The 18,841-nt window shown below is 56.6% G+C and carries 22 protein-coding genes and 1 tRNA gene; 13 read left to right on the top strand and 10 right to left on the bottom strand.

Annotation, left to right across the window (positions count from 1 at the left end; genetic code table 11):
* The first annotated feature begins 20 nt into the window (after positions 1-20).
* The 11 genes from BN3544_RS06415 (at position 21) to BN3544_RS06365 (ending at position 9,970) form a co-directional block, all read left to right on the top strand.
* Complete coding sequence (locus tag BN3544_RS06415; RefSeq protein WP_019430135.1) at positions 21-1,343, top strand: OmpP1/FadL family transporter; 1,323 nt, start codon at positions 21-23, stop codon at positions 1,341-1,343.
* 126 nt (positions 1,344-1,469) lie between these two features.
* Positions 1,470-1,775: an ArsR/SmtB family transcription factor gene (locus BN3544_RS06410; RefSeq protein ID WP_019430134.1), complete on the top strand. Its 306-nt coding sequence runs from the start codon at positions 1,470-1,472 to the stop codon at positions 1,773-1,775.
* A gap of 22 nt (positions 1,776-1,797) precedes the next feature.
* Complete coding sequence (soxC, locus tag BN3544_RS06405) at positions 1,798-3,162, top strand: sulfite dehydrogenase (RefSeq protein WP_231733907.1); 1,365 nt, start codon at positions 1,798-1,800, stop codon at positions 3,160-3,162.
* Positions 3,146-4,219 (top strand): c-type cytochrome, encoded by a 1,074-nt coding sequence (locus BN3544_RS06400; protein WP_026036677.1) that lies wholly within the window; start codon positions 3,146-3,148, stop codon positions 4,217-4,219. The genes soxC and BN3544_RS06400 overlap by 17 nt, the downstream gene beginning before the upstream one ends.
* A gap of 69 nt (positions 4,220-4,288) precedes the next feature.
* A complete protein-coding gene (gene soxY / locus BN3544_RS06395) occupies positions 4,289-4,744 on the top strand; it encodes a thiosulfate oxidation carrier protein SoxY (RefSeq protein WP_019430131.1) in 456 nt (151 codons plus the stop codon).
* A gap of 54 nt (positions 4,745-4,798) precedes the next feature.
* Positions 4,799-5,110: a thiosulfate oxidation carrier complex protein SoxZ gene (gene soxZ / locus BN3544_RS06390; RefSeq protein ID WP_026036676.1), complete on the top strand. Its 312-nt coding sequence runs from the start codon at positions 4,799-4,801 to the stop codon at positions 5,108-5,110.
* Positions 5,111-5,184: 74 nt separating this feature from the next.
* Entirely contained in the window at positions 5,185-5,988 is an 804-nt protein-coding gene (gene soxA, locus BN3544_RS06385; protein ID WP_019430129.1) for a sulfur oxidation c-type cytochrome SoxA, read from the top strand.
* A gap of 18 nt (positions 5,989-6,006) precedes the next feature.
* On the top strand, positions 6,007-6,663 hold the full coding sequence (gene soxX, locus BN3544_RS06380; RefSeq protein WP_019430128.1) for a sulfur oxidation c-type cytochrome SoxX: 657 nt from the start codon (positions 6,007-6,009) through the stop codon (positions 6,661-6,663).
* A gap of 60 nt (positions 6,664-6,723) precedes the next feature.
* Positions 6,724-8,457: a thiosulfohydrolase SoxB gene (soxB, locus tag BN3544_RS06375; RefSeq protein WP_019430127.1), complete on the top strand. Its 1,734-nt coding sequence runs from the start codon at positions 6,724-6,726 to the stop codon at positions 8,455-8,457.
* A 51-nt stretch (positions 8,458-8,508) separates the two neighbouring features.
* Positions 8,509-9,507 carry an MBL fold metallo-hydrolase gene (locus BN3544_RS06370; protein ID WP_036075131.1) on the top strand — a complete coding sequence of 333 codons (999 nt, stop codon included), beginning with the start codon at positions 8,509-8,511 and terminating at the stop codon, positions 9,505-9,507.
* A gap of 178 nt (positions 9,508-9,685) precedes the next feature.
* Positions 9,686-9,970: a type 1 glutamine amidotransferase family protein gene (locus BN3544_RS06365; RefSeq protein ID WP_019430125.1), complete on the top strand. Its 285-nt coding sequence runs from the start codon at positions 9,686-9,688 to the stop codon at positions 9,968-9,970.
* 33 nt (positions 9,971-10,003) lie between these two features.
* On the opposite strand, the gene BN3544_RS06360 is transcribed toward BN3544_RS06365, so the two are convergent.
* The 5 genes from BN3544_RS06360 to BN3544_RS06340 all read right to left on the bottom strand — a co-directional run bounded on the left by BN3544_RS06360 (position 10,004) and on the right by BN3544_RS06340 (position 13,011).
* Positions 10,004-10,078: transfer RNA gene (locus tag BN3544_RS06360), tRNA-Arg, on the bottom strand.
* Between the two features lie 40 nt (positions 10,079-10,118).
* Positions 10,119-11,303 carry a vWA domain-containing protein gene (locus tag BN3544_RS06355; RefSeq protein WP_019430124.1) on the bottom strand — a complete coding sequence of 395 codons (1,185 nt, stop codon included), beginning with the start codon at positions 11,301-11,303 and terminating at the stop codon, positions 10,119-10,121.
* Positions 11,297-11,926, bottom strand: a complete 630-nt coding sequence (locus BN3544_RS06350) for a GNAT family N-acetyltransferase (RefSeq protein ID WP_019430123.1) — start codon at positions 11,924-11,926, stop codon at positions 11,297-11,299. Before BN3544_RS06350 ends, BN3544_RS06355 begins: the two co-directional genes overlap by 7 nt.
* Entirely contained in the window at positions 11,923-12,159 is a 237-nt protein-coding gene (locus tag BN3544_RS06345; RefSeq protein ID WP_019430122.1) for a hypothetical protein, read from the bottom strand. Before BN3544_RS06345 ends, BN3544_RS06350 begins: the two co-directional genes overlap by 4 nt.
* A gap of 9 nt (positions 12,160-12,168) precedes the next feature.
* On the bottom strand, positions 12,169-13,011 hold the full coding sequence (locus BN3544_RS06340; protein WP_019430121.1) for an AAA family ATPase: 843 nt from the start codon (positions 13,009-13,011) through the stop codon (positions 12,169-12,171).
* A 107-nt stretch (positions 13,012-13,118) separates the two neighbouring features.
* On the opposite strand from BN3544_RS06340, the gene BN3544_RS06335 reads away from it, so the two are divergent.
* On the top strand, positions 13,119-13,778 hold the full coding sequence (locus tag BN3544_RS06335; RefSeq protein WP_019430120.1) for a c-type cytochrome: 660 nt from the start codon (positions 13,119-13,121) through the stop codon (positions 13,776-13,778).
* Positions 13,779-13,887: 109 nt separating this feature from the next.
* On the opposite strand, the gene grxD is transcribed toward BN3544_RS06335, so the two are convergent.
* The 4 genes from grxD to hemA form a co-directional block, all read right to left on the bottom strand.
* Positions 13,888-14,211, bottom strand: coding sequence for a Grx4 family monothiol glutaredoxin (gene grxD / locus BN3544_RS06330; RefSeq protein WP_019430119.1), 324 nt, complete (start codon positions 14,209-14,211; stop codon positions 13,888-13,890).
* 40 nt (positions 14,212-14,251) lie between these two features.
* Positions 14,252-15,109 carry a peptide chain release factor N(5)-glutamine methyltransferase gene (prmC, locus tag BN3544_RS06325; RefSeq protein WP_019430118.1) on the bottom strand — a complete coding sequence of 286 codons (858 nt, stop codon included), beginning with the start codon at positions 15,107-15,109 and terminating at the stop codon, positions 14,252-14,254.
* Entirely contained in the window at positions 15,109-16,197 is a 1,089-nt protein-coding gene (prfA, locus tag BN3544_RS06320) for a peptide chain release factor 1 (protein WP_019430117.1), read from the bottom strand. The genes prmC and prfA overlap by 1 nt, the downstream gene beginning before the upstream one ends.
* Before the next feature lie 159 nt (positions 16,198-16,356).
* Positions 16,357-17,628 carry a glutamyl-tRNA reductase gene (gene hemA / locus BN3544_RS06315; protein ID WP_019430116.1) on the bottom strand — a complete coding sequence of 424 codons (1,272 nt, stop codon included), beginning with the start codon at positions 17,626-17,628 and terminating at the stop codon, positions 16,357-16,359.
* Between the two features lie 121 nt (positions 17,629-17,749).
* Between hemA and BN3544_RS06310 the strand changes: the two genes are divergently transcribed.
* A complete protein-coding gene (locus BN3544_RS06310; RefSeq protein WP_019430115.1) occupies positions 17,750-18,025 on the top strand; it encodes a hypothetical protein in 276 nt (91 codons plus the stop codon).
* An 80-nt stretch (positions 18,026-18,105) separates the two neighbouring features.
* Here BN3544_RS06310 and ugpQ read toward each other — a convergent pair whose 3' ends face one another.
* Positions 18,106-18,840 carry a glycerophosphodiester phosphodiesterase gene (ugpQ, locus tag BN3544_RS06305; protein WP_036075152.1) on the bottom strand — a complete coding sequence of 245 codons (735 nt, stop codon included), beginning with the start codon at positions 18,838-18,840 and terminating at the stop codon, positions 18,106-18,108.
* Position 18,841: the final 1 nt, after the last annotated feature.

Here is an 18,841-nt window from a genome sequence, read left to right as displayed (position 1 = left end):
GACAAAAACTGGAGACAACAATGAAAAAAATCAACACTTTGCGCGCCACCGTGTTAGCCGCTGTTTTGGCAACGGGTTCGGCAGCTTGGGCTACCAATGGCATGTTGATGGAGGGCTATGGCCCTGAGTCGCTAGCACAGGGCGGAGCATCTACAGCTTATTACAACGGTACGGCCGGCATGATGAACAATCCTGCAACATTGCAATTGGGGGTGGTTGGTTCCCGTCTTGATGTGGCTATGGGGATATTGGGGCCTAACGTTAAATCAAGTGTGCAAGGAATGCCTGTAGCTTCATCCAGTGGAACTTCTTACGTCATGCCAGCTTTGGGCTGGGTTCGTAAGAGCGATCAGATGACATGGGGTGTTGGTATTTTTGGACAAGGTGGCATGGGGACTGAATACGGAGCTGACAGTTTCTTGGCTATGGGGTCTGGCAGTGGTGTGCGCTCTGAATTGGGTGCAGGTCGTGTGATTTTTCCGTTGTCTTTCAAAGTCAACGAGCAATTGAGTGTCGGTGGTTCTCTGGACTACACATGGTCGGGACTTGACATGAAGATGGCAGCAAGTGGGCAGCAGTTAGGGGGTATGGTTACGGGTATGCCATCTGGGAATTTGGGCAGTGCTCTTCCGCAGCTTGCTGCGGCGTCATGGGCACGAATTGATTTTTCGAACAACAGTGATTTTTCAGGTGCAGCAACATCTACCGGCTGGACTGGCAAGTTGGGTGCTGTTTACCAAGCTAGCCCTAATTTGTCTCTGGGCATCACGCACCACCTAAAAACCAATGTGGGTGATATGAAAACAAATTCTACTGGTGCAAGCATGAGCGCTGCAGGTGGATTCATGGACCAAGGACAAATCATCGTTCGTGATTTTCAAATGCCTAGCAGCACAGCCTTGGGCTTGGCCTTCAAAGCCAATTCTGCTTTGACATTGGTCGCAGATATCAAGAGAATTAGATGGCACGATGTGATGAAAAGTTTCAATATGACTTACATCAGTGCAGGTATGGGCGGACAGGTTGACTTTTCAATGCCTCAAAACTGGAAAGATCAAACCGTGGTGTCTTTGGGTGGGTCTTACAAAACGAGTGAAGTTCTTGTCTTGCGTGCAGGCTTCAACCAATCTAGCAATCCGATACCAGACAATTACGTTAACCCACTGTTTCCTGCAATTGTGAAAAAGCACTTTACTGCGGGTATGAGCTATCGGATCACCGATAAGTTGGGCTTGGATGCAGCGGTATCACACGCACCGAATGTGTCTGTTACCTCGGGTTCTGGTGTGAGCATTTCGCATGCACAAACCAATTATCAATTTCTCATGAACTACAGCTATTGATGATGGCAACCCTCTGATCAGAGATTTTTTTGATCAGAGGTGTGTTGGTGTAATCCCTGAATCAGATTCATCGTTTATCGTATATATTCGCACATCCGAATATACGAACCTAACAGCAAAGCACGCATGAGCGAAGAAATGGATGAAGTGTTTGATAAGGCGGCTGAGTTGTTTGCCGTACTGTCAACCCCCATTCGTTTACGCATCATCAGCGAGCTGTGCCAAGGGGAAAAAAACGTAGGGCAATTGCTGGACCACATTGACGTGGCTCAACCCAATATGTCGCAGCATCTGAACATCATGTACAGGGCGGGTATTTTGGGCAAACGTCGTCAAGGGGCTCAGATGTTTTATCGGATTGCAGACGAATCTGCTGTGGTGGTTTGCCGTGCTGTGTGCACACAGGTGGCCATTGATGCGGCAGTAAATTGAAAACTCAAAACGAGGAGTTTGTGTGAAAGAAGACAGCATCCATTCAGGAAGAGTGCAAAAAGCACCTGAAAACTTCCTGACCCAAAGTGGCGTCAAGGAGGTTTTTGCCGAAGGCAAAAAAGGCCGCCGTGATTTCATTCGCAACGCCTTTGCAGCTGCGGCTGCAGGTGCCGCGGCCCCCATGGCCATGGCCCAAGGCAACCCAGTGCCCGTCGAGGGCGGCGATCCCAACATCTTGACCTTGCCCGAGCACGCAGTGGGCTTGGGTCAAGGTGTGGCGGTCGAAGGGTACGGCAAGCCCTCCAAGTTCGAAGCGAACTTGCAGCGCCGCCAAAGCCCCGGCCTCACACAGACCACTCAGGCTTCGGTGTCGTTCGCGCCGCTGCAGTCATTGTTTGGCATCGTCACGCCAAGTGGTTTGCACTTCGAGCGGCACCACCAAGGCTGGTGGGACATCGATCCCTCCAAGCACCGTTTCATGATCAACGGCATGGTCAAAAAGAACATGGTTTTCACCATGGACGAGATCATGCGTTTGCCTTCGGTCTCGCGTTTCCACTTCATTGAGTGTGGCGCCAACAGCGCGACCGAGTGGGGCAACGTGGCCGTGCCCACCGTGCAATACACACACGGCATGTTGTCGTGCAGCGAGTTCACTGGCGTGCCCTTGATCACTTTGCTGGAGTTGGCGGGTGCTGACCTGAAAAACGGCAAGTTTGTGTTGGCTGAAGGCGGTGATGGTTCGTCCATGACCCGCACCATTCCGATGAGCTTGATCACTTCGGGTGAAGTCATCGTGGCCTATGGTCAGAACGGTGAAATGCTTCGCCCCGAAAACGGTTATCCCCTGCGTTTGGTGGTGCCCGGTGTGCAGGGCGTGAGCTGGGTCAAGTACCTGCGCCGCGTCGAAGTGGGCGACAAGCCCTATGCCGCCAAGGACGAAGCGATTCACTACATCGATTTGCAACCCGGAGGCATGCATCGCCAGTACACCAACATTCAGGAAGTCAAAAGCGTGGTGACTACGCCATCGGGTGGCCAGGTGTTGCTGGACAAAGGTTTTTACAACATCACTGGCCTGGCTTGGTCAGGCAAAGGCAAGATTAAACGCGTGGACGTGTCTACCGACGGTGGTCGCAATTGGCGCCAGGCTCGACTGGAAACACCGGTCTTGTCCAAAGCCTTGTCACGTTTCAACCTCGACTGGGTGTGGGACGGTAAGCCCGCCATCATCCAAAGCCGTGCGCAAGACGACACAGGACATGTGCAGCCCACCTACCAGCAGTTGCGCGGTGTGCGAGGTACGCGTTCGATTTATCACAACAATGCCATCCAGTCGTGGTTGGTTCAGGAAAACGGTGAGGTGAAAAATGTCCAGGTTTCGTAATGCCGTTTTGACGGTGGCCTTACTGGCAGTGGCTGGTATGGCCTCTGCCCAGAGTTCAAAGTTTCCCGGTGTGGGCCGTGATGCCACGCCCAAAGAAGTAGCCAAATGGGACATCGATGTGCGTCCCGATTTCAAGGGCTTGCCTGCGGGTTCGGGTTCAGTCGCCAAAGGCCAAGATGTGTGGGAGGGCAAGTGTGCTCACTGCCATGGTGTGTTTGGTGAGTCTGGTGAAGTGTTCAGCCCTTTGATTGGCGGCACCACGGCTGAGGACATCAAGAATGGGCGCGTGGCCAACTTGAACCGTTCGGACTACCCCGGTCGGACCACGATCATGAAAGTGGCGACAGTCTCGACCGTGTGGGATTACATCAACCGAGCCATGCCTTGGACCAGCCCCAAGAGCTTGACCACTGAAGAGGTCTATGCTGTGACGGCGTTTTTGCTGAACTTGGCCAATATCGTGCCTGACAACTACGTGCTGTCAGACAAGAACATCGCCGAAGTGCAAGCCCGCATGCCCAACCGCAATGGCATGCAAACCCAGCATGCGATGTGGCCAGGCAACGAGTTTGCAGGCGTTAAAAAACCTGACACAGCCAATAAAGTTTGCATGAAAGACTGCACGCCAGAACCCAAAGTGGCTTCTTTCTTGCCCGACTTTGCACGCAATGCCCATGGCAACTTGCTCGAGCAAAACCGAATCGTGGGTGCTCAGCGCGGCGCAGACACGACCAAGCCTGAACCCAAGGCCGGTACACCCGTGGCCGCAGTTGCCCCTGTTGCAGCAGCCAAGCCAGAAAACAACGAAGCTAAAGCGGCGATTGCACTTTTGAACAAGTACAGCTGCACTGCATGTCATGGCGTCGACAAGAAGATCGTCGGACCTGGCTTCAATGAAGTTGCCAAGAAAAATGCCGGAAAAGTAGACTATTTGACAGGCAAAATCAAGGCCGGGGGTGTTGGCGTTTACGGACAAATACCGATGCCGCCACAATCGCTGCCTGAGGCTGACGCCAAGAAAATTGCCGAATGGATTTCCAAGGGGGCCAGCAAGTAATACGGGCTTTACCCGTTGTACTGCTGAACCTGTTTCAATAGCATCACTCAATCATCAAGGAGATATCAGATGCAAAACCGTCGTGAGACACTCAAGCAAACCGCTGTTGTGGCGGGCCTCTTGGCCACTGCTGGCTTCCCTCAGTTTGCCCACGCTGCATTCAACAAAGCCGCATTCGACGCGAAGTCGGTGCAAGACGCCGCCAAAGCCGCTGGTGCTTCCAGTTTGGCTGAGAGCAAAGACGTGACCATCACCGGTCCGGACATCGCCGAAAACGGTGCAGTGGTGCCTTTGGGTGCCAGCACAGCGCTGCCAGGTGTCAAGCACATGCTGATTTTGGTCGAGAAGAACCCAGCAGCCCTCGTGGCCATGTTCCATGTGTCCGATGCCGTGGAAACCAATTTCACGACCCGCGCAAAAATGGGCCAGTCTTCCGATGTCTACGCTGTGGCCATCATGAACGACGGCAAAGCCTTGTGGGCCAAAAAAGAAGTCAAGGTCACCTTGGGTGGTTGCGGCGGTTAAGCCCTGCAAACATTCGACCTCACATTGATTCATTGAAAGATTTAGGAGAAAAAAATGGCAGATCCAATGCGCATTCGTGCCCAAGCCTCGGGCGACAAAGCAACTGTCCGTGTGCTGATGAGCCACGAGATGGAATCCGGTCAGCGCAAAGACGCGGCTGGCAAAACCGTGCCCGCCTGGTACATCCAGGAAGTCACAGCCAACCTCAACGGCAAGCAAGTGCTGGCCGCTGAATGGGGTCCTGCAGTGTCCAAAAACCCGTTTCTGCAATTCGCTGTCAAAGGCGCTAAGGCCGGTGACAAAATTGCAGTGACTTGGAAAGACAACAAGGGCGAGAGCCGCACCGACGAAGCCACGGTGTCGTGATCTTCTGTTGAGTTGGAAAAGGGTGAAGTCAGCACTTCACCCTTTTTGCGTTTGATCAAACCAAAGAGGTGACAATGAAAAAAGCAGCAACCCTTTCGATGGCAGCGGCCTTGGCCCTGTCTTTAGCGCCGGCAATGGCCCAAAAAACGGCCAGCCAAGGCATTGATGAATACCGCGCCATGTTGCAAGACGGCAACCCAGCTGAACTTTTTGAAGCCAAAGGCGAAGACCTCTGGAAAATGGCGCGTGGACCCAAAAATGCCTCGCTCGAAAAGTGCGATCTGGGTCAAGGGCCAGGGGTGGTGAAAGGTGCTTTTGTCGCCTTGCCTCGTTATTTTGCTGACACCCAACGCATGCAAGACCTGGAATCCCGTCTTGTCACCTGCATGGAAACTTTGCAAGGCTTCAATGCCGCTGAAATTTCCAAGACTGCTTTTGGGCGTGGCGAAATGGCCAACGTTACCGCTTTGGCCACTTGGATCGCTGCCGAATCCAAGGGCTTGAAGTTCAACCTCTCTCAGTCACACCAGCAAGAACAAACGTTCTACGAAGTGGGCAAGCGTCTGTTCTTTCAACGTGGCGGCCCCCATGATTTTTCTTGCGCGTCTTGCCACGGCGAAGAGGGCAAACGCATTCGCTTGCAAGACTTGCCGATTCTGAGCAAGAACCCCGGTGACGGCGTTGGTTTTGCTGCCTGGCCTGCCTACCGCGTGTCGAATGGCCAGATGTGGAGCATGCAATTGCGCCTGAACGATTGCTACCGCCAGCAACGCTTCCCTTATCCCGGTTTTGCCAGTGACGCCACTGTCGCTTTGGCCACCTATTTGGGCGTGAATGCCAAGGGTGCTGTCTCGATCGCACCGGCCATCAAACGCTGACCTGACCAGGAGAACCACATGAACAAAAAGACCCAACTTGTATTGGCCAGCTTGGCGGCCGCTTTGGTGGCTGCAGGCTGCGCATCCGGCCCATCACTTGCCGAACTGAACGCTTTGACCGACAAAATTGTCAAGACTTCTTTCCGTGACGAAGGTGCTGTCAAAGTAGAGCGCATCACCGCCACTGACGAAACCAATCGCGCTTGCAGCGACGCCGATGTGGCTGGCAAGCCGCTGGATGAAAAAACGGCCAAGGCCATCGAAGAAGCCAACTTCAAAGCCATCAAGTGGCCATCGGATGGGCAATTCATTGGCGACTGGAAAGAGGGTGAAAAAATTGCCCAAAGTGGCCGAGGCTTGACTTGGAGCGATACGGCCGATACGGTCAATGGTGGCAATTGCTACAACTGCCACCAAATAGACAACAAAGAGATTTCCTACGGCACGATTGGTCCGAGCTTGTACAACTACGGAAAGATCCGTGGCGTGTCCAATCCGAACGATCCTGCCAGCAAAGCCATCGTCGAATACACCTGGGGCAAGATCTGGAACGCCAAGGCTTACAACGCCTGCTCCAACATGCCACGCGCTGGCCACATGGGCATCTTGAACGAGACCCAAGTGCGCCACATCGTTGGCTTGTTGCTTGATCCCAAATCGCCCGTTAACCAGTAAGCCCTCGAAAACCCGGCTTGCCCGGGTTTTTTAGCCCCGTATATATCAGTGATTGCAAATATGAATCTCTCCAAACGCGAATTTATCCAAGTCATGGGTGCCGGCACAATGGCCGGCATGAGCATGGGCTCTTTTGCCGAAGCCAGTGCGGCCACGGCTTCCAACGGCCTGTACGACATTCCGAAGTTCGGCAATGTGTCGTTTTTGCACATGACCGATTGCCATGCGCAGCTCAAGCCGATTTATTTCCGCGAGCCCAGCATCAACATGGGCATTGGCTCCATGCAGGGCAATTTGCCGCATTTGGTGGGTGAGTATTTGTTGCAAGTGGCCAAGATCCGTCCGGGCACCGCCGAGGCGCATGCCTTGACGTTCCTTGATTACGAAAAAGCCGCCAAACGTTACGGCAAAGTCGGCGGTTTTGCGCACTTGGCCACGTTGGTCAAACGCATGAAGGCCAGCCGTCCCGGCGCTTTGTTGCTCGACGGTGGCGACACTTGGCAGGGCTCGGGCACCAGCCTGTGGACCAACGGTCAGGACATGGTCGATGCCTGTAAATTGCTGGGCGTCGACGTGATGACAGGGCACTGGGAATTCACCTTGGGCATGGAGCGCGTGAAAGAAATCGTTGAGAAAGACTTCGCTGGCAAGGTCGATTTTGTGGCGCAGAACGTCAAGACCAATGACTTTGGCGATCCGGTTTTCAAGCCTTATGTGATCCGCGAAATCAATGGCGTGCCTTGCGCCATCATCGGCCAGGCGTTTCCCTACACCCCGATTGCGAACCCGCGTTACATGGTGGCCGACTGGGAGTTCGGCATCCAGGACGAGAACATGCAAAAGATGGTCAACGAAGCCCGTGGCAAAGGTGCTCAGGTCGTTGTCGTCATCAGCCACAACGGCATGGACGTGGACTTGAAGATGGCCAGCCGCGTGAGCGGCATCGATGCCATCATGGGCGGTCACACGCACGATGGCATGCCTGTGGCCTCGATCATCGCCAACAAAGGCGGCAAGACGTTGGTCACCAATGCGGGCTCTAATGGCAAGTTTCTGGGTGTGCTCGACTTTGATGTCAAAGACAAAAAGGTCAGTGACTTCCGCTACAAGTTGTTGCCTGTGTTCTCCAACATGCTGCCGGCCGATCCCGAGATGGACGCTTTGATCACCAAGATCCGTGCACCCTACGAGTCCAAACTGTCTGAAAAGCTGGCTGTAACCGATGGCATGTTGTACCGCCGTGGCAACTTCAATGGCACTGGCGACCAGTTGCTGGTCGATGCGTTGTTAGATGTGCAAGGTGCCGAAATTGCTTTCTCTCCTGGCTTCCGCTGGGGCACCACGCTGTTGCCAGGTCAGGCCATCACACGCGAATGGTTGCTCGACATGACCGCCACCACTTACTCGTATGCCACGGTGACCGAGATGACGGGCGAGACCATCAAGACCGTCCTAGAAGACGTAGCCGACAACTTGTTTAACCCCGATCCTTATTACCAACAAGGTGGTGACATGGTGCGCGTGGGCGGTTTGTCATACAGCTGTAACCCGGTGGGTACCATGGGCAATCGCATCGGCGATTTGCGTCTGAAAGGTCAACTCATTGATGCCGGTAAAAAGTACAAGGTCGCGGGTTGGGCCCCTGTGGCCGAAGAAGCCCGCACCCAGGGCAACAAACAAGTCTGGGATGTGGTGGAGACCTGGCTCAAGGCTCAAGGTGGCCGGGTCAAGCCGCGCAAGCTCAATGCCCCAAAAATCATGGGCGCTTTGCCAAACAAAGGCTACGCTGCGTGATGGACAAACACAGTGCCGAAAGGCACTGTGTTTTTGCGTGAGGGGATCCCAATGAAAAGAAGACATTTGATATTGGGCAGTGCCGTATTGGGCAGTGCCGCTTTGTGGCCTGAGGCCCGTTTGCTGGCACAACAAACGCAGGAGTTCATTGAAGGACCGCCCGTGGCAGACATTCCTGCCAAACAATTGTCGGCGCACGTCTGGCTGATCTACTCTACCGATGGGTTTCCCACCCCTGAAAACCGTGGCATGATGGCCAATGTGATTTTTGTCGTGACCTCGGCTGGTGTGGTGGTGATCGACTCAGGTGCCTCTTTGCAAATCGGCCAAATGGCCATCCGCATGATCCGCAAGGTGACCGACAAGCCTGTGGTGGCTGTGTTCAATAGTCATTACCACGGCGACCATTGGCTGGGTAACCACGCTTTTGTCAAAACCTACGGCGACAAGCTGCCCATTTATGCATTGCCCAGCACCATGGAAAAACTCAAGGGGGCAGAGGGCAATCTTTGGCGCAGTCTGATGGAGCGCTGGACCAACCAGTCCACCTTGGGCACCGAGGTGGTCTTGCCCAACACGCCAGTTCAGCACGGCCAGGTGATTCAGTTTGGCGACGTGAGCTTGCGCATGCACCATTACGGCACGGCGCACACCCCTTCTGATTTGTGCGTGGAAGTAGTGCAGGACAAGCTCACCGCAGTGGGCGATATCGCCATGACCAACCGCATTGCCAACATGGACGAAGGCTCATACCCTGGCACCTTCAAATACTACAAAGCGCTGATGGCGGCAGCGGGCGAACAGATCTGGGTGCCGGGCCATGGCCAGCCCGGTAAAGACCTGCTCCAGACTTATGGTGATTTCTTGGCGGGCATATGGGCGCCTTGCCTGAAGGCGGTCGAAGACGGTCAGTCAGAAGCCGAGGCCAAACTGGCCGTCTTGAAAGACCCGCGTGTGACCTTGCGTGCCAAGACCATGCAGGGCTATGAAGGCAACATCGGCAAGTACATCAGCTTGGCCTATCTCGAAGCTGAAAAAGTGGCATTTTGAAGGGGCCAACGCACACAGCGCTGTGAAGTTCCCTGGGCAATGCCTGCACGTGTACCGACGCGAACTTGCAAGCCAATGGCATTTTCATGAGCGGTGGAGATCAGTCCAAACTTATGGATGCCTTGTGGGACACCCCGGCCTACCAGTCACTGCACCAGTCCTTTCACCTGAACCGTTTTTGCTGGGGGTCGGTATCGACGAAGATACCGCTTTGGTGATCGAGCGGGGCGCTGCCATTGAAGTCATTGGCCAAGGCACCGTGACCTTGATTGATCCGTCGCAGATGCAATCCAATGTGAACGAACTTGAAAGCCTTGAGCAGATTGAAATGCTGGGCGTTCAGTTGCACCTGCTGCCATCGGGACATCGTTACAGCGTGAACTCTGTGGGGCAAACAGCTCGGGCAGCCCCATTGCAACGAGCCATTCAGCGTTTGGTGGCGGCAGGGCCGATCAGGGGGTGAACGACCGGCAGGGCAGTGCAGACGTTTTAAGTTTGGTGCCCCCGACAGGAATCGAACCTGTATCACTCCCTTAGGAGGGGAGAGTTCTATCCATTGAACTACGGTGGCAATGCGCAGTATTTTACAGGGCCGCCTTGCAGCCAAAGACTCACTTGCTGAGCATCCGCATCGCATCTTCCAACCCCTTGAGGGTCAGTGGATACATGCGGTTGCTCATGAGCTGCTGAATGATCGAAATGCTTTGGCGGTACTGCCAGACGCCTTGTGGCTCGGGGTTGATCCAGGCGAACTTGGGGAAGGTGTGCGTCAGGCGTTGCAGCCACTCGGCCCCGGCCTCTTCGTTGTTGTATTCGACGCTGCCGCCTTTTTGCAAAATCTCATAAGGGCTCATGGTGGCGTCCCCGATGAAGATCAGCTTGTAGTCTTTGTTGTATTTGCGCAGGATGTCCCAGGTTGGAAACTTCTCTGCATAGCGGCGCTTGTTGTTCTTCCACATGAAGTCATAGACGCAGTTGTGGAAGTAATAAAAATCAAGGTGCTTGAACTCGGCCTTGACGGCCGAAAACATTTCTTCGACGCGGGCAATGTGGTCGTCCATGGTGCCGCCCACATCCATGAGCAGCAGCACCTTCACGTTGTTATGGCGCTCCGGCCGCATCATGATGTCGAGGTAACCGGCATTGGCTGCGGTCTTGCGTATGGTGCCGTCCAAGTCCAGCTCGTCGTGTGAACCTTCGCGGGCGAAACGGCGCAAGCGGCGCAGAGCCACTTTGATGTTGCGCGTGCCCAGCTCTTGCTGGTCGTCGTAGTCCTTGTAGGCCCGTTGTTCCCACACCTTGACAGCACTCTTGTTGCCACCTTTGCCGCCGATGCGGATGCCCTGCGGGTTGTGTCCACCGTTGCCAAAGGGAGAGGTGCCGCCTTTTCCGATCCACTTGTTGCCGCCTTCGTGGCGTTCTTTTTGTTCTTCGAGGCGTTTTTTTAGCGTCTCCATCAACTCGTCCCAGCCCATCTTCTCGATGGCCGCTTTTTGTTCGGGCGTGAGTTCTTTTTGCAGGATTTTTTCGAGCCAGTCGAGCGGCACTTCTTTGGTGAAGTCGGTCAGCATCTCCACGCCCTTGAAGTAGGCGCCAAAAGCTTTGTCAAACTTGTCGAAATGCTTTTCGTCTTTGACCATGACCGTTCGGGCCAGGTGGTAAAAATCGTCGATGCTGCAGGCCTCAGATGCCGGGCCGACCACATTGGCTTGCAAGGCTTCCAGCAGGGTCAGGTACTCGCGCACCGAAACCGGTAACTTGGCTGCACGCAGAGTGTAGAAAAAATCGATCAGCATGGCCGTTTGCCCTCGAGGCCGTTGCGGCTCAATTGAAAGTCCAGATGCGCCTTCACCGACGGCCACTCGCTGGCGATGATGCTGTACACGCAGGTGTCGCGCAGGCTGCCTGCCGCCATGGGGTGCGGGTTGATTTGGTGGCTGCGCAGCACGCCGTCGAGCTTGGCGCCCAAGCGCTCGATGGCACGTCGGCTTTGCTGGTTGAAGTAATGCGTGCGCAACTCCACCGCGATGCAGCCCAGTTGCTCAAATGCATGGGTCAGCAACAGGCGTTTGGCCTCGGTGTTCAGCGGGCTGCGTTGCACGCTTTGGCGGTACCAGGTCGAGCCGATTTCGACGCGGCGGTGGGTCGCATCGATGTTCATGTAAGTGGTCATGCCGACGGCGCGGCCAGATGCCGGCTCGATCACGGCAAACGGACACATGCTGCCTTTGGTTTGCAAGTCAAGTCGGCGTGTGATTTCGGCGGCCATGCCCTCGGGGGTGGGAATGGCGGTGTACCAAAGCTGCCAGAGTTCACCATCGCACACGGCCTCCACCAGATCGTCGTGGTGTGTGGCAGCCAGAGGCACCAGTGCCACATGCTGACCGCTCAGGGTTGTGGGGGTGATCCAGGCGCTCATGACGGTGTGTCGGAATCTTTGGATTTTTGTTTACCGCGCCAAAAGCGCGCCAGGTGTAAGCCAGCGCCGCCGCCCAGGCCGACCAGCAAAATGCCGCCGATGCTGGCGTTGTCATAGCCTGCGCTGAAAATGTTCCAGCCGAGCAACTTGCCGGCCCAATAGCCAGCCAAGGCACCGCCAACGAAGCCGACAGCGTCAGACAGGCCTTCGAGCAAGGGGTTGGGTGTAGTCATGGCGGCAGCTCAGCGGTTGCGCTGGTTCATGAACACCAGCTTTTCAAACAAAGTCACGTCTTGCTCGTTTTTCAGCAGGGCACCCACCAGCGGTGGGACAGACACTTTTTGGTCCGCGCTTTGCAGGGCTTCGAGGGGGATGTCTTCGGCCACCAACAGCTTGAGCCAGTCCAACAGCTCGCTGGTCGAGGGCTTTTTCTTCAGGCCTGGCAGGTTGCGGACGTCATAAAACGTCTTGAGCGCCAAGGCCAGCAGGTCTTGCTTGAGCGTGGGGAAGTGCACCGCCACAATTTGGCGCATGGTGTCCGCTTCGGGGAACTTGATGTAGTGAAAGAAGCAGCGGCGCAAAAAGGCGTCGGGCAGTTCTTTTTCGTTGTTCGAGGTGATGAAAACCAACGGGCGGGTTTTGGCCTTGATCAGTTGGCGTGTTTCATAGCAGTAAAACTCCATGCGGTCGATTTCACGCAACAGGTCGTTGGGGAATTCGATGTCGGCTTTGTCGATTTCATCGATCAAGATGGCCACCGGGGTTTCCGAGGTGAAGGCCTGCCACAGCACGCCCTTGATGATGTAGTTCTCGATGTCCTTGACCTTTGCCTCACCCAGCTGGCTGTCGCGCAGTCGGCTGACGGCGTCGTATTCGTACAAGCCTTGCTGTGCTTTGGTGGTGGATTTGATGTGCCACTGCAGCAGCGGCAGGCCCAAGGCTTGGGCTACTTCTTCGGCCAGCATGGTCTTGCCGGTGCCTGGTTCACCCTTGACCAGCAAAGGCCGCTTGAGTGTGATGGCAGCGTTCACGGCCAGCATCAGGTCCTGAGTGGCGACGTAGTTTTCGGTACCTTGGAATTTCATGATCGGAGAGTTCTCAAAAACAGGAAAGAAGCTTGTCAGGATTATGAGGGCCAGCCCGATATAATCCGCAGTTGATTTTTATCAATCATTTGGATTGTGTAAGCAAAATGAACCAGCTCCTGACCTCAATGTTTGCCTTGGCTGTCGCCTCAGTGACCGCTATTTCCGCCCATGCCCAAGAGATCAAGGGCGATGCCAAAGCCGCTGAACAGAAGATTGCCATGTGCATCGGCTGCCACGGCATCAAGGGCTACCAAGCCAGTTTCCCTGAGGTTTATCGCGTGCCGATGATCTCCGGCCAAAATGCAAAATACATCGCTTCGGCCCTTACCGCCTACAAAAAAGGGGAGCGCAAGCACCCCACCATGCGCGGCATTGCGAATAGCCTGAGCGATCAAGACATCGCTGACCTGTCCGCTTATTACGAGCAACACGGCAAAACCGAGCCTGTGGCCACAGCGCCCAAGACCCCCGATGCCAAAGTGGCTGCTTTGCTGCAAAAGGGCGCTTGCGTCTCTTGCCACGGCGACAACTTCTCCAAGCCCATTGACCCGAGCTACCCTAAGATTGCCGGCCAGCACAAAGACTTCTTGTTCGTGGCCCTCAAATCTTACAAAGTGGAAAACCAAGCCACTTGGGGTCGCAACAATGGCGTGATGGGTGGCATCGCCAAGCAGTTCTCCAATACCGAATTGAAAGCGATTGCGGGTTACATCGGTTCTCTGGACGGCGATGTGAAAGTCATTCCACAATCGAAGTTCCGTTGAGCTGAACTCGGTAGAAAGCAAAAAGCCAGTCAATTGACTGGCTTTTTTCATGGCTTCGGGGCTTTAAATTCAGACCCTTGAGACCAAGGGTGTGTGCCCGCCAGGCTAATCAGGCTTGGCCGTTGATCACCTGTTGCAATTCGCCCGATTCGTACATTTCCATCATGATGTCCGAGCCGCCAATAAACTCGCCCTTGACGTAGAGCTGGGGAATGGTGGGCCAGTTACTGTATTCCTTGATGCCCTGGCGAATCTCTGCATCGTCCAGTACGTTGACTGTCTTGACGGTCTTGGTATCGACGCCAACGGCCTTCAGGATCTGAATGGCACGGCCAGAAAAACCGCACATGGGGAAGCTGGCGCTGCCCTTCATGAACAGGGTGATGTCGTTGCCTTTGACGAGTTCGTCGATGCGTTGTTGGGTGTCGCTCATGGTCTTTGCTCCAAATGGTGCCGATTTCGGATGGTGTGGATTATCTCTCTGATTCAAAGCACCCACCTGTGCAACGGTCAACACCCGACAGATCCTGGTGTGACCGGACCAGTCCAAACCCTGCCTCGCGCAGCAGTTGCTGCACGGCTTGGGCCTGATCCCATCCATGTTCCAGCAAAAGCCAGCCGCCCGGGGTCAATCGGCTGGGGGCTTGGCCAATGATCTGGCGAATGTCATCGAGCCCATCGGCACCGCTGGTCAGGGCTTGCAAGGGCTCGTGGGTCAGGGCCGCCAGGTGCGGGTCATGCTCGGCCACATAAGGGGGGTTGGAGACGATCAACTCAAACGGGCCTGCCACCGCATCCATCCAGTGGCTGCGCACAAATTGCACCGGTAAATTCAGACGTTGTGCATTGGCGCTGGCCACGGCCAAAGCGTCTTCACTGGCGTCCACCGCCCACACCTGTGCATCGGGGCGTGCATGTTGCAGGGCCAAAGCCACCGCGCCGCTGCCGGTGCCCAAGTCGAGAATGCGCCAGCTGGTGGTGTTCGGTGCATGGTGTGCAGGCAGGGTGGCCAAGGCCCATTCCACCAGGGTTTCGGTGTCGGGGCGCGGGTCCAGCACTCGGGCATCCACAGCCAAGGTCAATCCAAAAAAATCTTTTCGCCCGGTGATGTAGGCCACCGGCTCGCCGCCCTGGCGGCGCTGGAGCGCGTCTTGCCATGTGGCTTGCTGTATGGACGTCAGGCTGTCGCGGTCGTGGGCCAGCAGCCAGGCACGGTCATGCAGTGGTCGGCCCACGCTGTGCAGCAGCAGCACCTGTGCGTCGACTCGGGCCATGCCCTGTGCATGGGCCTGGCTCAGGCATTGGGCCAAGGTGAGGGGGGCGGCGTTCATTAAGCGGTTGCCCCGATTTCCAGCGCGGCCAGTTGCTCGGCCGCTTCGTAGCTTTGCAAGGCGTGAACCACGTCTTGCAAATCGCCTTCCATGATGCTCAGCAGCTTGTACAAGGTCAGGTTGATGCGGTGGTCGGTCAGGCGGCCTTGCGGGAAGTTGTAAGTGCGGATGCGGTCTGAGCGGTCGCCGCTGCCAATCAGGCTTTTGCGCTCGGCGGCGTCTTTTGCGGCGCGTTCGGCGCGGTCTTTTTCTTGAATGCGAGCGGTGAGCACTTTCAGGGCCTGGGCCTTGTTGCTGTGCTGGCTGCGACCATCTTGGCACTCGGCCACGATGCCGGTGGGCAAGTGGGTGATGCGCACCGCCGAGTCGGTTTTGTTGATGTGCTGCCCGCCCGCACCGCTGGCGCGGTAGGTGTCAATGCGCAAATCCGAGGGGTTGATCTTGATGGCTTCGGCTTCGTCCGGCTCGGCCAAGACCGCCACGGTGCAGGCGCTGGTGTGGATGCGGCCTTGTGTTTCGGTGGCGGGCACGCGCTGCACGCGGTGACCGCCCGACTCGAATTTGAGTGCGCCATAAACGTTGTCGCCTTCGATGCGGACCACCACTTCTTTGTAGCCGCCCAATTCACTCACCGATTCCGAAACGATCTCGCACCGCCAGCCTTGGCTCTCGGCAAAGCGCGAGTACATGCGCAGCAAGTCGCCGGCGAAAAGGGCCGACTCGTCGCCCCCGGTGCCGGCGCGGATTTCGACAAAAGCTGGGCGAGCGTCGTCGGGGTCTTTGGGCAGCAGCATGCGCTGCAAATCGGCCTCGAGTGTTTGCAGCTCGGCCACAGCGCTGCTGACTTCTTCTTCGGCCATCTCACGCAGCTCGGCGTCGGCCAGCATGGCTTGTGCGGCAGCCAGGTCGGCGTTGCATTGCTGAAATCGGGCAAATCGGGTCGCTACGGCATTGACCTCGGCGTGTTCACGCGAGAGCTTCAGGAACTGCGCCATGTCGGCCATGATGTCTTCGCGGGACAACAAAAAGTCCAGCTCGGTCAGGCGCAAGGCGTAGCGTTCGAGTTGTTGGATGAGAAAGGGTTTCATGGGACGGTGACTTGAATAGGACGCGTTTTGTAGGAGCTTGCCTGCAAGCGATGGTCGGGCGACCATCAGGCTCCATCGCCAGCAGGCTGGCTCCTACAAAAAAGGGGGTGTTTTCGTGGAGCCGGGGGCAGATCACGGATGGGCGATCAGTGCCAGCCGCTAACGCTCTTGACGCAAAAACAGCCGCTGCACCGTCTGCATGGTCAGCTCGCGGTGGGCGGGGTCGGCGCTGCGCAGTTCGGCCAAAGCGCCGTGCAGCATCTTTTGGGTCAGGCCTTTGGCAAGGGCGTCCAGCACCGCCTCGGGCTCGTCACCTTTGGCTAGCAGTTTTCGGGCGCGGGCCAGTTCGGCCTCGCGCCAAGCATCGGCCTGGGTCTGTAATTGCTGGATCAGGGGCACCAAATCGCGTTGTCCCAGCCAGTGGCTGAAGCTTTGTACACCCGCGTCAATGATGACTTCGGCCTCGGCAACAGCGGCTTGGCGTTGCGCCTGACCCGCTTGGACCACGCTGGCCAGATCGTCCACGGTGTAGAGGTAAACGTCCTCCAGCGCCTTGACTTCGGGCTCGATGTCGCGTGGCACCGCCAAGTCGACCATGAACATGGGGCGGTGCTTGCGTTTTTTCAATGCCCGCTCGACAGCGCCCAAGCCGATCAAGGGCAGGGTGCTGGCGGTGCAACTGATGACGGCATCAAATTCGTGCAAACGGTCGGGCAGGTCGGCCAAGCGCATGACTTCGGCACCAAAGCGGCTGGCGAGTTTTTCGCCGCGCTCCAGGCTGCGGTTGGCAATCGCCATGGCTTTTGGCTGTTTGGCGGCAAAGTGGGTCACCACCAGCTCGATCATCTCGCCCGCGCCCACAAACAGCACCTTGATGTCTTTGAGGTCTTCAAACAGCTGGCTGGCCAAGCGCACCGAGGCGGCGGCCATGCTGATCGAGTGAGCCCCGATTTCGGTGGCTGTGCGCACCTCTTTGGCCACGGCAAAGCTGCGCTGGAACAACTGGTTGAGCGTGCTGCCCAAGGCACCGGCCTGTTCGGCAGCGCGCACCGCGTCTTTGAGCTGGCCCAAAATTTGCGCTTCACCCAAGACCATCGAGTCCAGCCCGCTGGCCACCCGAAAAGCGTGCCGGGCGGCCTCGTTGCCTTCGAGCAAGTAAGTGTGTGATTGGAGTTCTTGTGTCGAGACACCACCGGCCTGGGCCAACCAGCGCAAGGTGTCGGCGGTGGCCGGGTGGTCGGCGGCGCAATAAATTTCGGTGCGGTTGCAGGTAGACAAAATCGCCGCTTCGGGTGTTTGGTCCAGGTTCAAGGCCATATTGGCCCGCAAACCCTGCAAAGTGGGGGCCAGTTGGTCCAAGGCGAAGGCAAACCGGCCGCGCAGATCCAGCGGCGCAGTGGTGTGATTCAAGCCCAGAGTCCAAACTGCCATGCGCCGATTATAGAAACCCCCTCGTGGCGACGGTTAGACATCCAACACGAGGGTGCTTTGGGTGCACAATTGCCGGCGCACTTCGCGCCCACTCACTCTGTTCATCAACCGTTCAAGACCCATGACCGTCTGGCAATTGACCCTGCATTTGTTCAATTTTGTGTTGCCAGCGCTGGCCATGGCGCTGCTGATGCCTTGGGCTGGGCGTTGGGTGATGGGTGTCGGCGGCACACCCGTCAAGCGCCGCATGCTGGTTCATGCTGTGGTGGGCGTTCTGGTGCTGGTTGCAGGGCTGGTGCTGCAAGGCAACGATGGAAAAATGAGCACCTACATGGCGCTGGTGTTGGTGACAGCAACTGCCGAGTGGTGGATGCTGCGTGGCTGGACACGCTCATAAACCCCTTGTCAGCAGTTCGTTAAAGCGATCGTTGCTCTCAAAACACCGCAGTCATATCCTGCAGGTCATTTTGAGAGGCATCAAGCCGGACTGAACAGATCCACCCGGTCGGTGATGATGCCGTCGGTGCCCAGGGTCAGCAGGTGCTGGGCGGCATCGAGGTCATTGACGGTGTAGCTCAGGCAGCGCAGGCCTGCGCCGTGCACTTGGGCCACGGTGACGGTGTCCCACAGGGCGTAGTTGGCGACCACGGCCACGCAGTCCAGCTCAAGGGCTTTCTCAAACCAGCCGTGCCACAGCGTGTCTACCAGCAAGCCTCTTGGCAGCAGGGGGGCGACCGCTTTGGCCGTGGCCAAGGCCTCGGGTTGGAACGAGGTCAAAAGCGGCGGCACTTTGGCCCCTTGCCAGAGCCTGGTAGCCAGACGGGCCACGGCTTCGCCTGTGGCTGCTTCGGTGCCCGGGGTGGGTTTGATCTCGATGTTCAGGTGGTGGCCATGGGCCAGGCAAAACCCGGCCAGCGCTTCAAGCGTGGGCAAAGGTTCGCCCGCATAGCGGCGCGAATGCCAGCTGCCCGCATCAAGCTGCGACAGCGCTTGCCAGCTTTGTTCGCCCCCAATGCCTTGGCCGTTGGTGGTGCGTTCCAGTGTGGCATCGTGCATCAGGAAGACCACACCGTCGGCGCTGAGCTTGGCGTCGCATTCGAACATGCGAAAGCCGTGTGTTGCGCCCAGTTCAAACGCGGCCAGGGTGTTTTCGGGAGCGAGTTTGCCAGCGCCTCGGTGGGCGATCCAGCGCGGGTAGGGCCAGTGTGTCATG

The sequence above is a fragment of the Limnohabitans sp. Rim47 genome, assembly GCF_001517545.1.
Taxonomy (GTDB): Bacteria; Pseudomonadota; Gammaproteobacteria; order Burkholderiales; family Burkholderiaceae_C; genus Limnohabitans_A.
The sequence above is the reverse complement of the archived record's forward strand: the minus strand, read 5'-3'. Positions and strand labels throughout refer to the sequence as shown.

Excerpts from the sequence above, each read along its gene's own strand:
- BN3544_RS06415 (WP_019430135.1), top strand. The coding sequence starts at position 21 with ATGAAAAAAATCAACACTTTGCGCGCCACCGTGTTAGCCGCTGTTTTG.
- BN3544_RS06410 (WP_019430134.1), top strand. The coding sequence starts at position 1,470 with ATGAGCGAAGAAATGGATGAAGTGTTTGATAAGGCGGCTGAGTTGTTT.
- BN3544_RS06400 (WP_026036677.1), top strand. The coding sequence starts at position 3,146 with ATGTCCAGGTTTCGTAATGCCGTTTTGACGGTGGCCTTACTGGCAGTG.
- soxY (WP_019430131.1), top strand. The coding sequence starts at position 4,289 with ATGCAAAACCGTCGTGAGACACTCAAGCAAACCGCTGTTGTGGCGGGC.
- soxZ (WP_026036676.1), top strand. The coding sequence starts at position 4,799 with ATGGCAGATCCAATGCGCATTCGTGCCCAAGCCTCGGGCGACAAAGCA.
- soxA (WP_019430129.1), top strand. The coding sequence starts at position 5,185 with ATGAAAAAAGCAGCAACCCTTTCGATGGCAGCGGCCTTGGCCCTGTCT.
- soxX (WP_019430128.1), top strand. The coding sequence starts at position 6,007 with ATGAACAAAAAGACCCAACTTGTATTGGCCAGCTTGGCGGCCGCTTTG.
- soxB (WP_019430127.1), top strand. The coding sequence starts at position 6,724 with ATGAATCTCTCCAAACGCGAATTTATCCAAGTCATGGGTGCCGGCACA.
- BN3544_RS06370 (WP_036075131.1), top strand. The coding sequence starts at position 8,509 with ATGAAAAGAAGACATTTGATATTGGGCAGTGCCGTATTGGGCAGTGCC.
- BN3544_RS06355 (WP_019430124.1), bottom strand. The coding sequence starts at position 11,303 with ATGCTGATCGATTTTTTCTACACTCTGCGTGCAGCCAAGTTACCGGTT.
- BN3544_RS06350 (WP_019430123.1), bottom strand. The coding sequence starts at position 11,926 with ATGAGCGCCTGGATCACCCCCACAACCCTGAGCGGTCAGCATGTGGCA.
- BN3544_RS06345 (WP_019430122.1), bottom strand. The coding sequence starts at position 12,159 with ATGACTACACCCAACCCCTTGCTCGAAGGCCTGTCTGACGCTGTCGGC.
- BN3544_RS06340 (WP_019430121.1), bottom strand. The coding sequence starts at position 13,011 with ATGAAATTCCAAGGTACCGAAAACTACGTCGCCACTCAGGACCTGATG.
- BN3544_RS06335 (WP_019430120.1), top strand. The coding sequence starts at position 13,119 with ATGAACCAGCTCCTGACCTCAATGTTTGCCTTGGCTGTCGCCTCAGTG.
- grxD (WP_019430119.1), bottom strand. The coding sequence starts at position 14,211 with ATGAGCGACACCCAACAACGCATCGACGAACTCGTCAAAGGCAACGAC.
- prmC (WP_019430118.1), bottom strand. The coding sequence starts at position 15,109 with ATGAACGCCGCCCCCCTCACCTTGGCCCAATGCCTGAGCCAGGCCCAT.
- prfA (WP_019430117.1), bottom strand. The coding sequence starts at position 16,197 with ATGAAACCCTTTCTCATCCAACAACTCGAACGCTACGCCTTGCGCCTG.
- hemA (WP_019430116.1), bottom strand. The coding sequence starts at position 17,628 with ATGGCAGTTTGGACTCTGGGCTTGAATCACACCACTGCGCCGCTGGAT.
- BN3544_RS06310 (WP_019430115.1), top strand. The coding sequence starts at position 17,750 with ATGACCGTCTGGCAATTGACCCTGCATTTGTTCAATTTTGTGTTGCCA.
- ugpQ (WP_036075152.1), bottom strand. The coding sequence starts at position 18,840 with ATGACACACTGGCCCTACCCGCGCTGGATCGCCCACCGAGGCGCTGGC.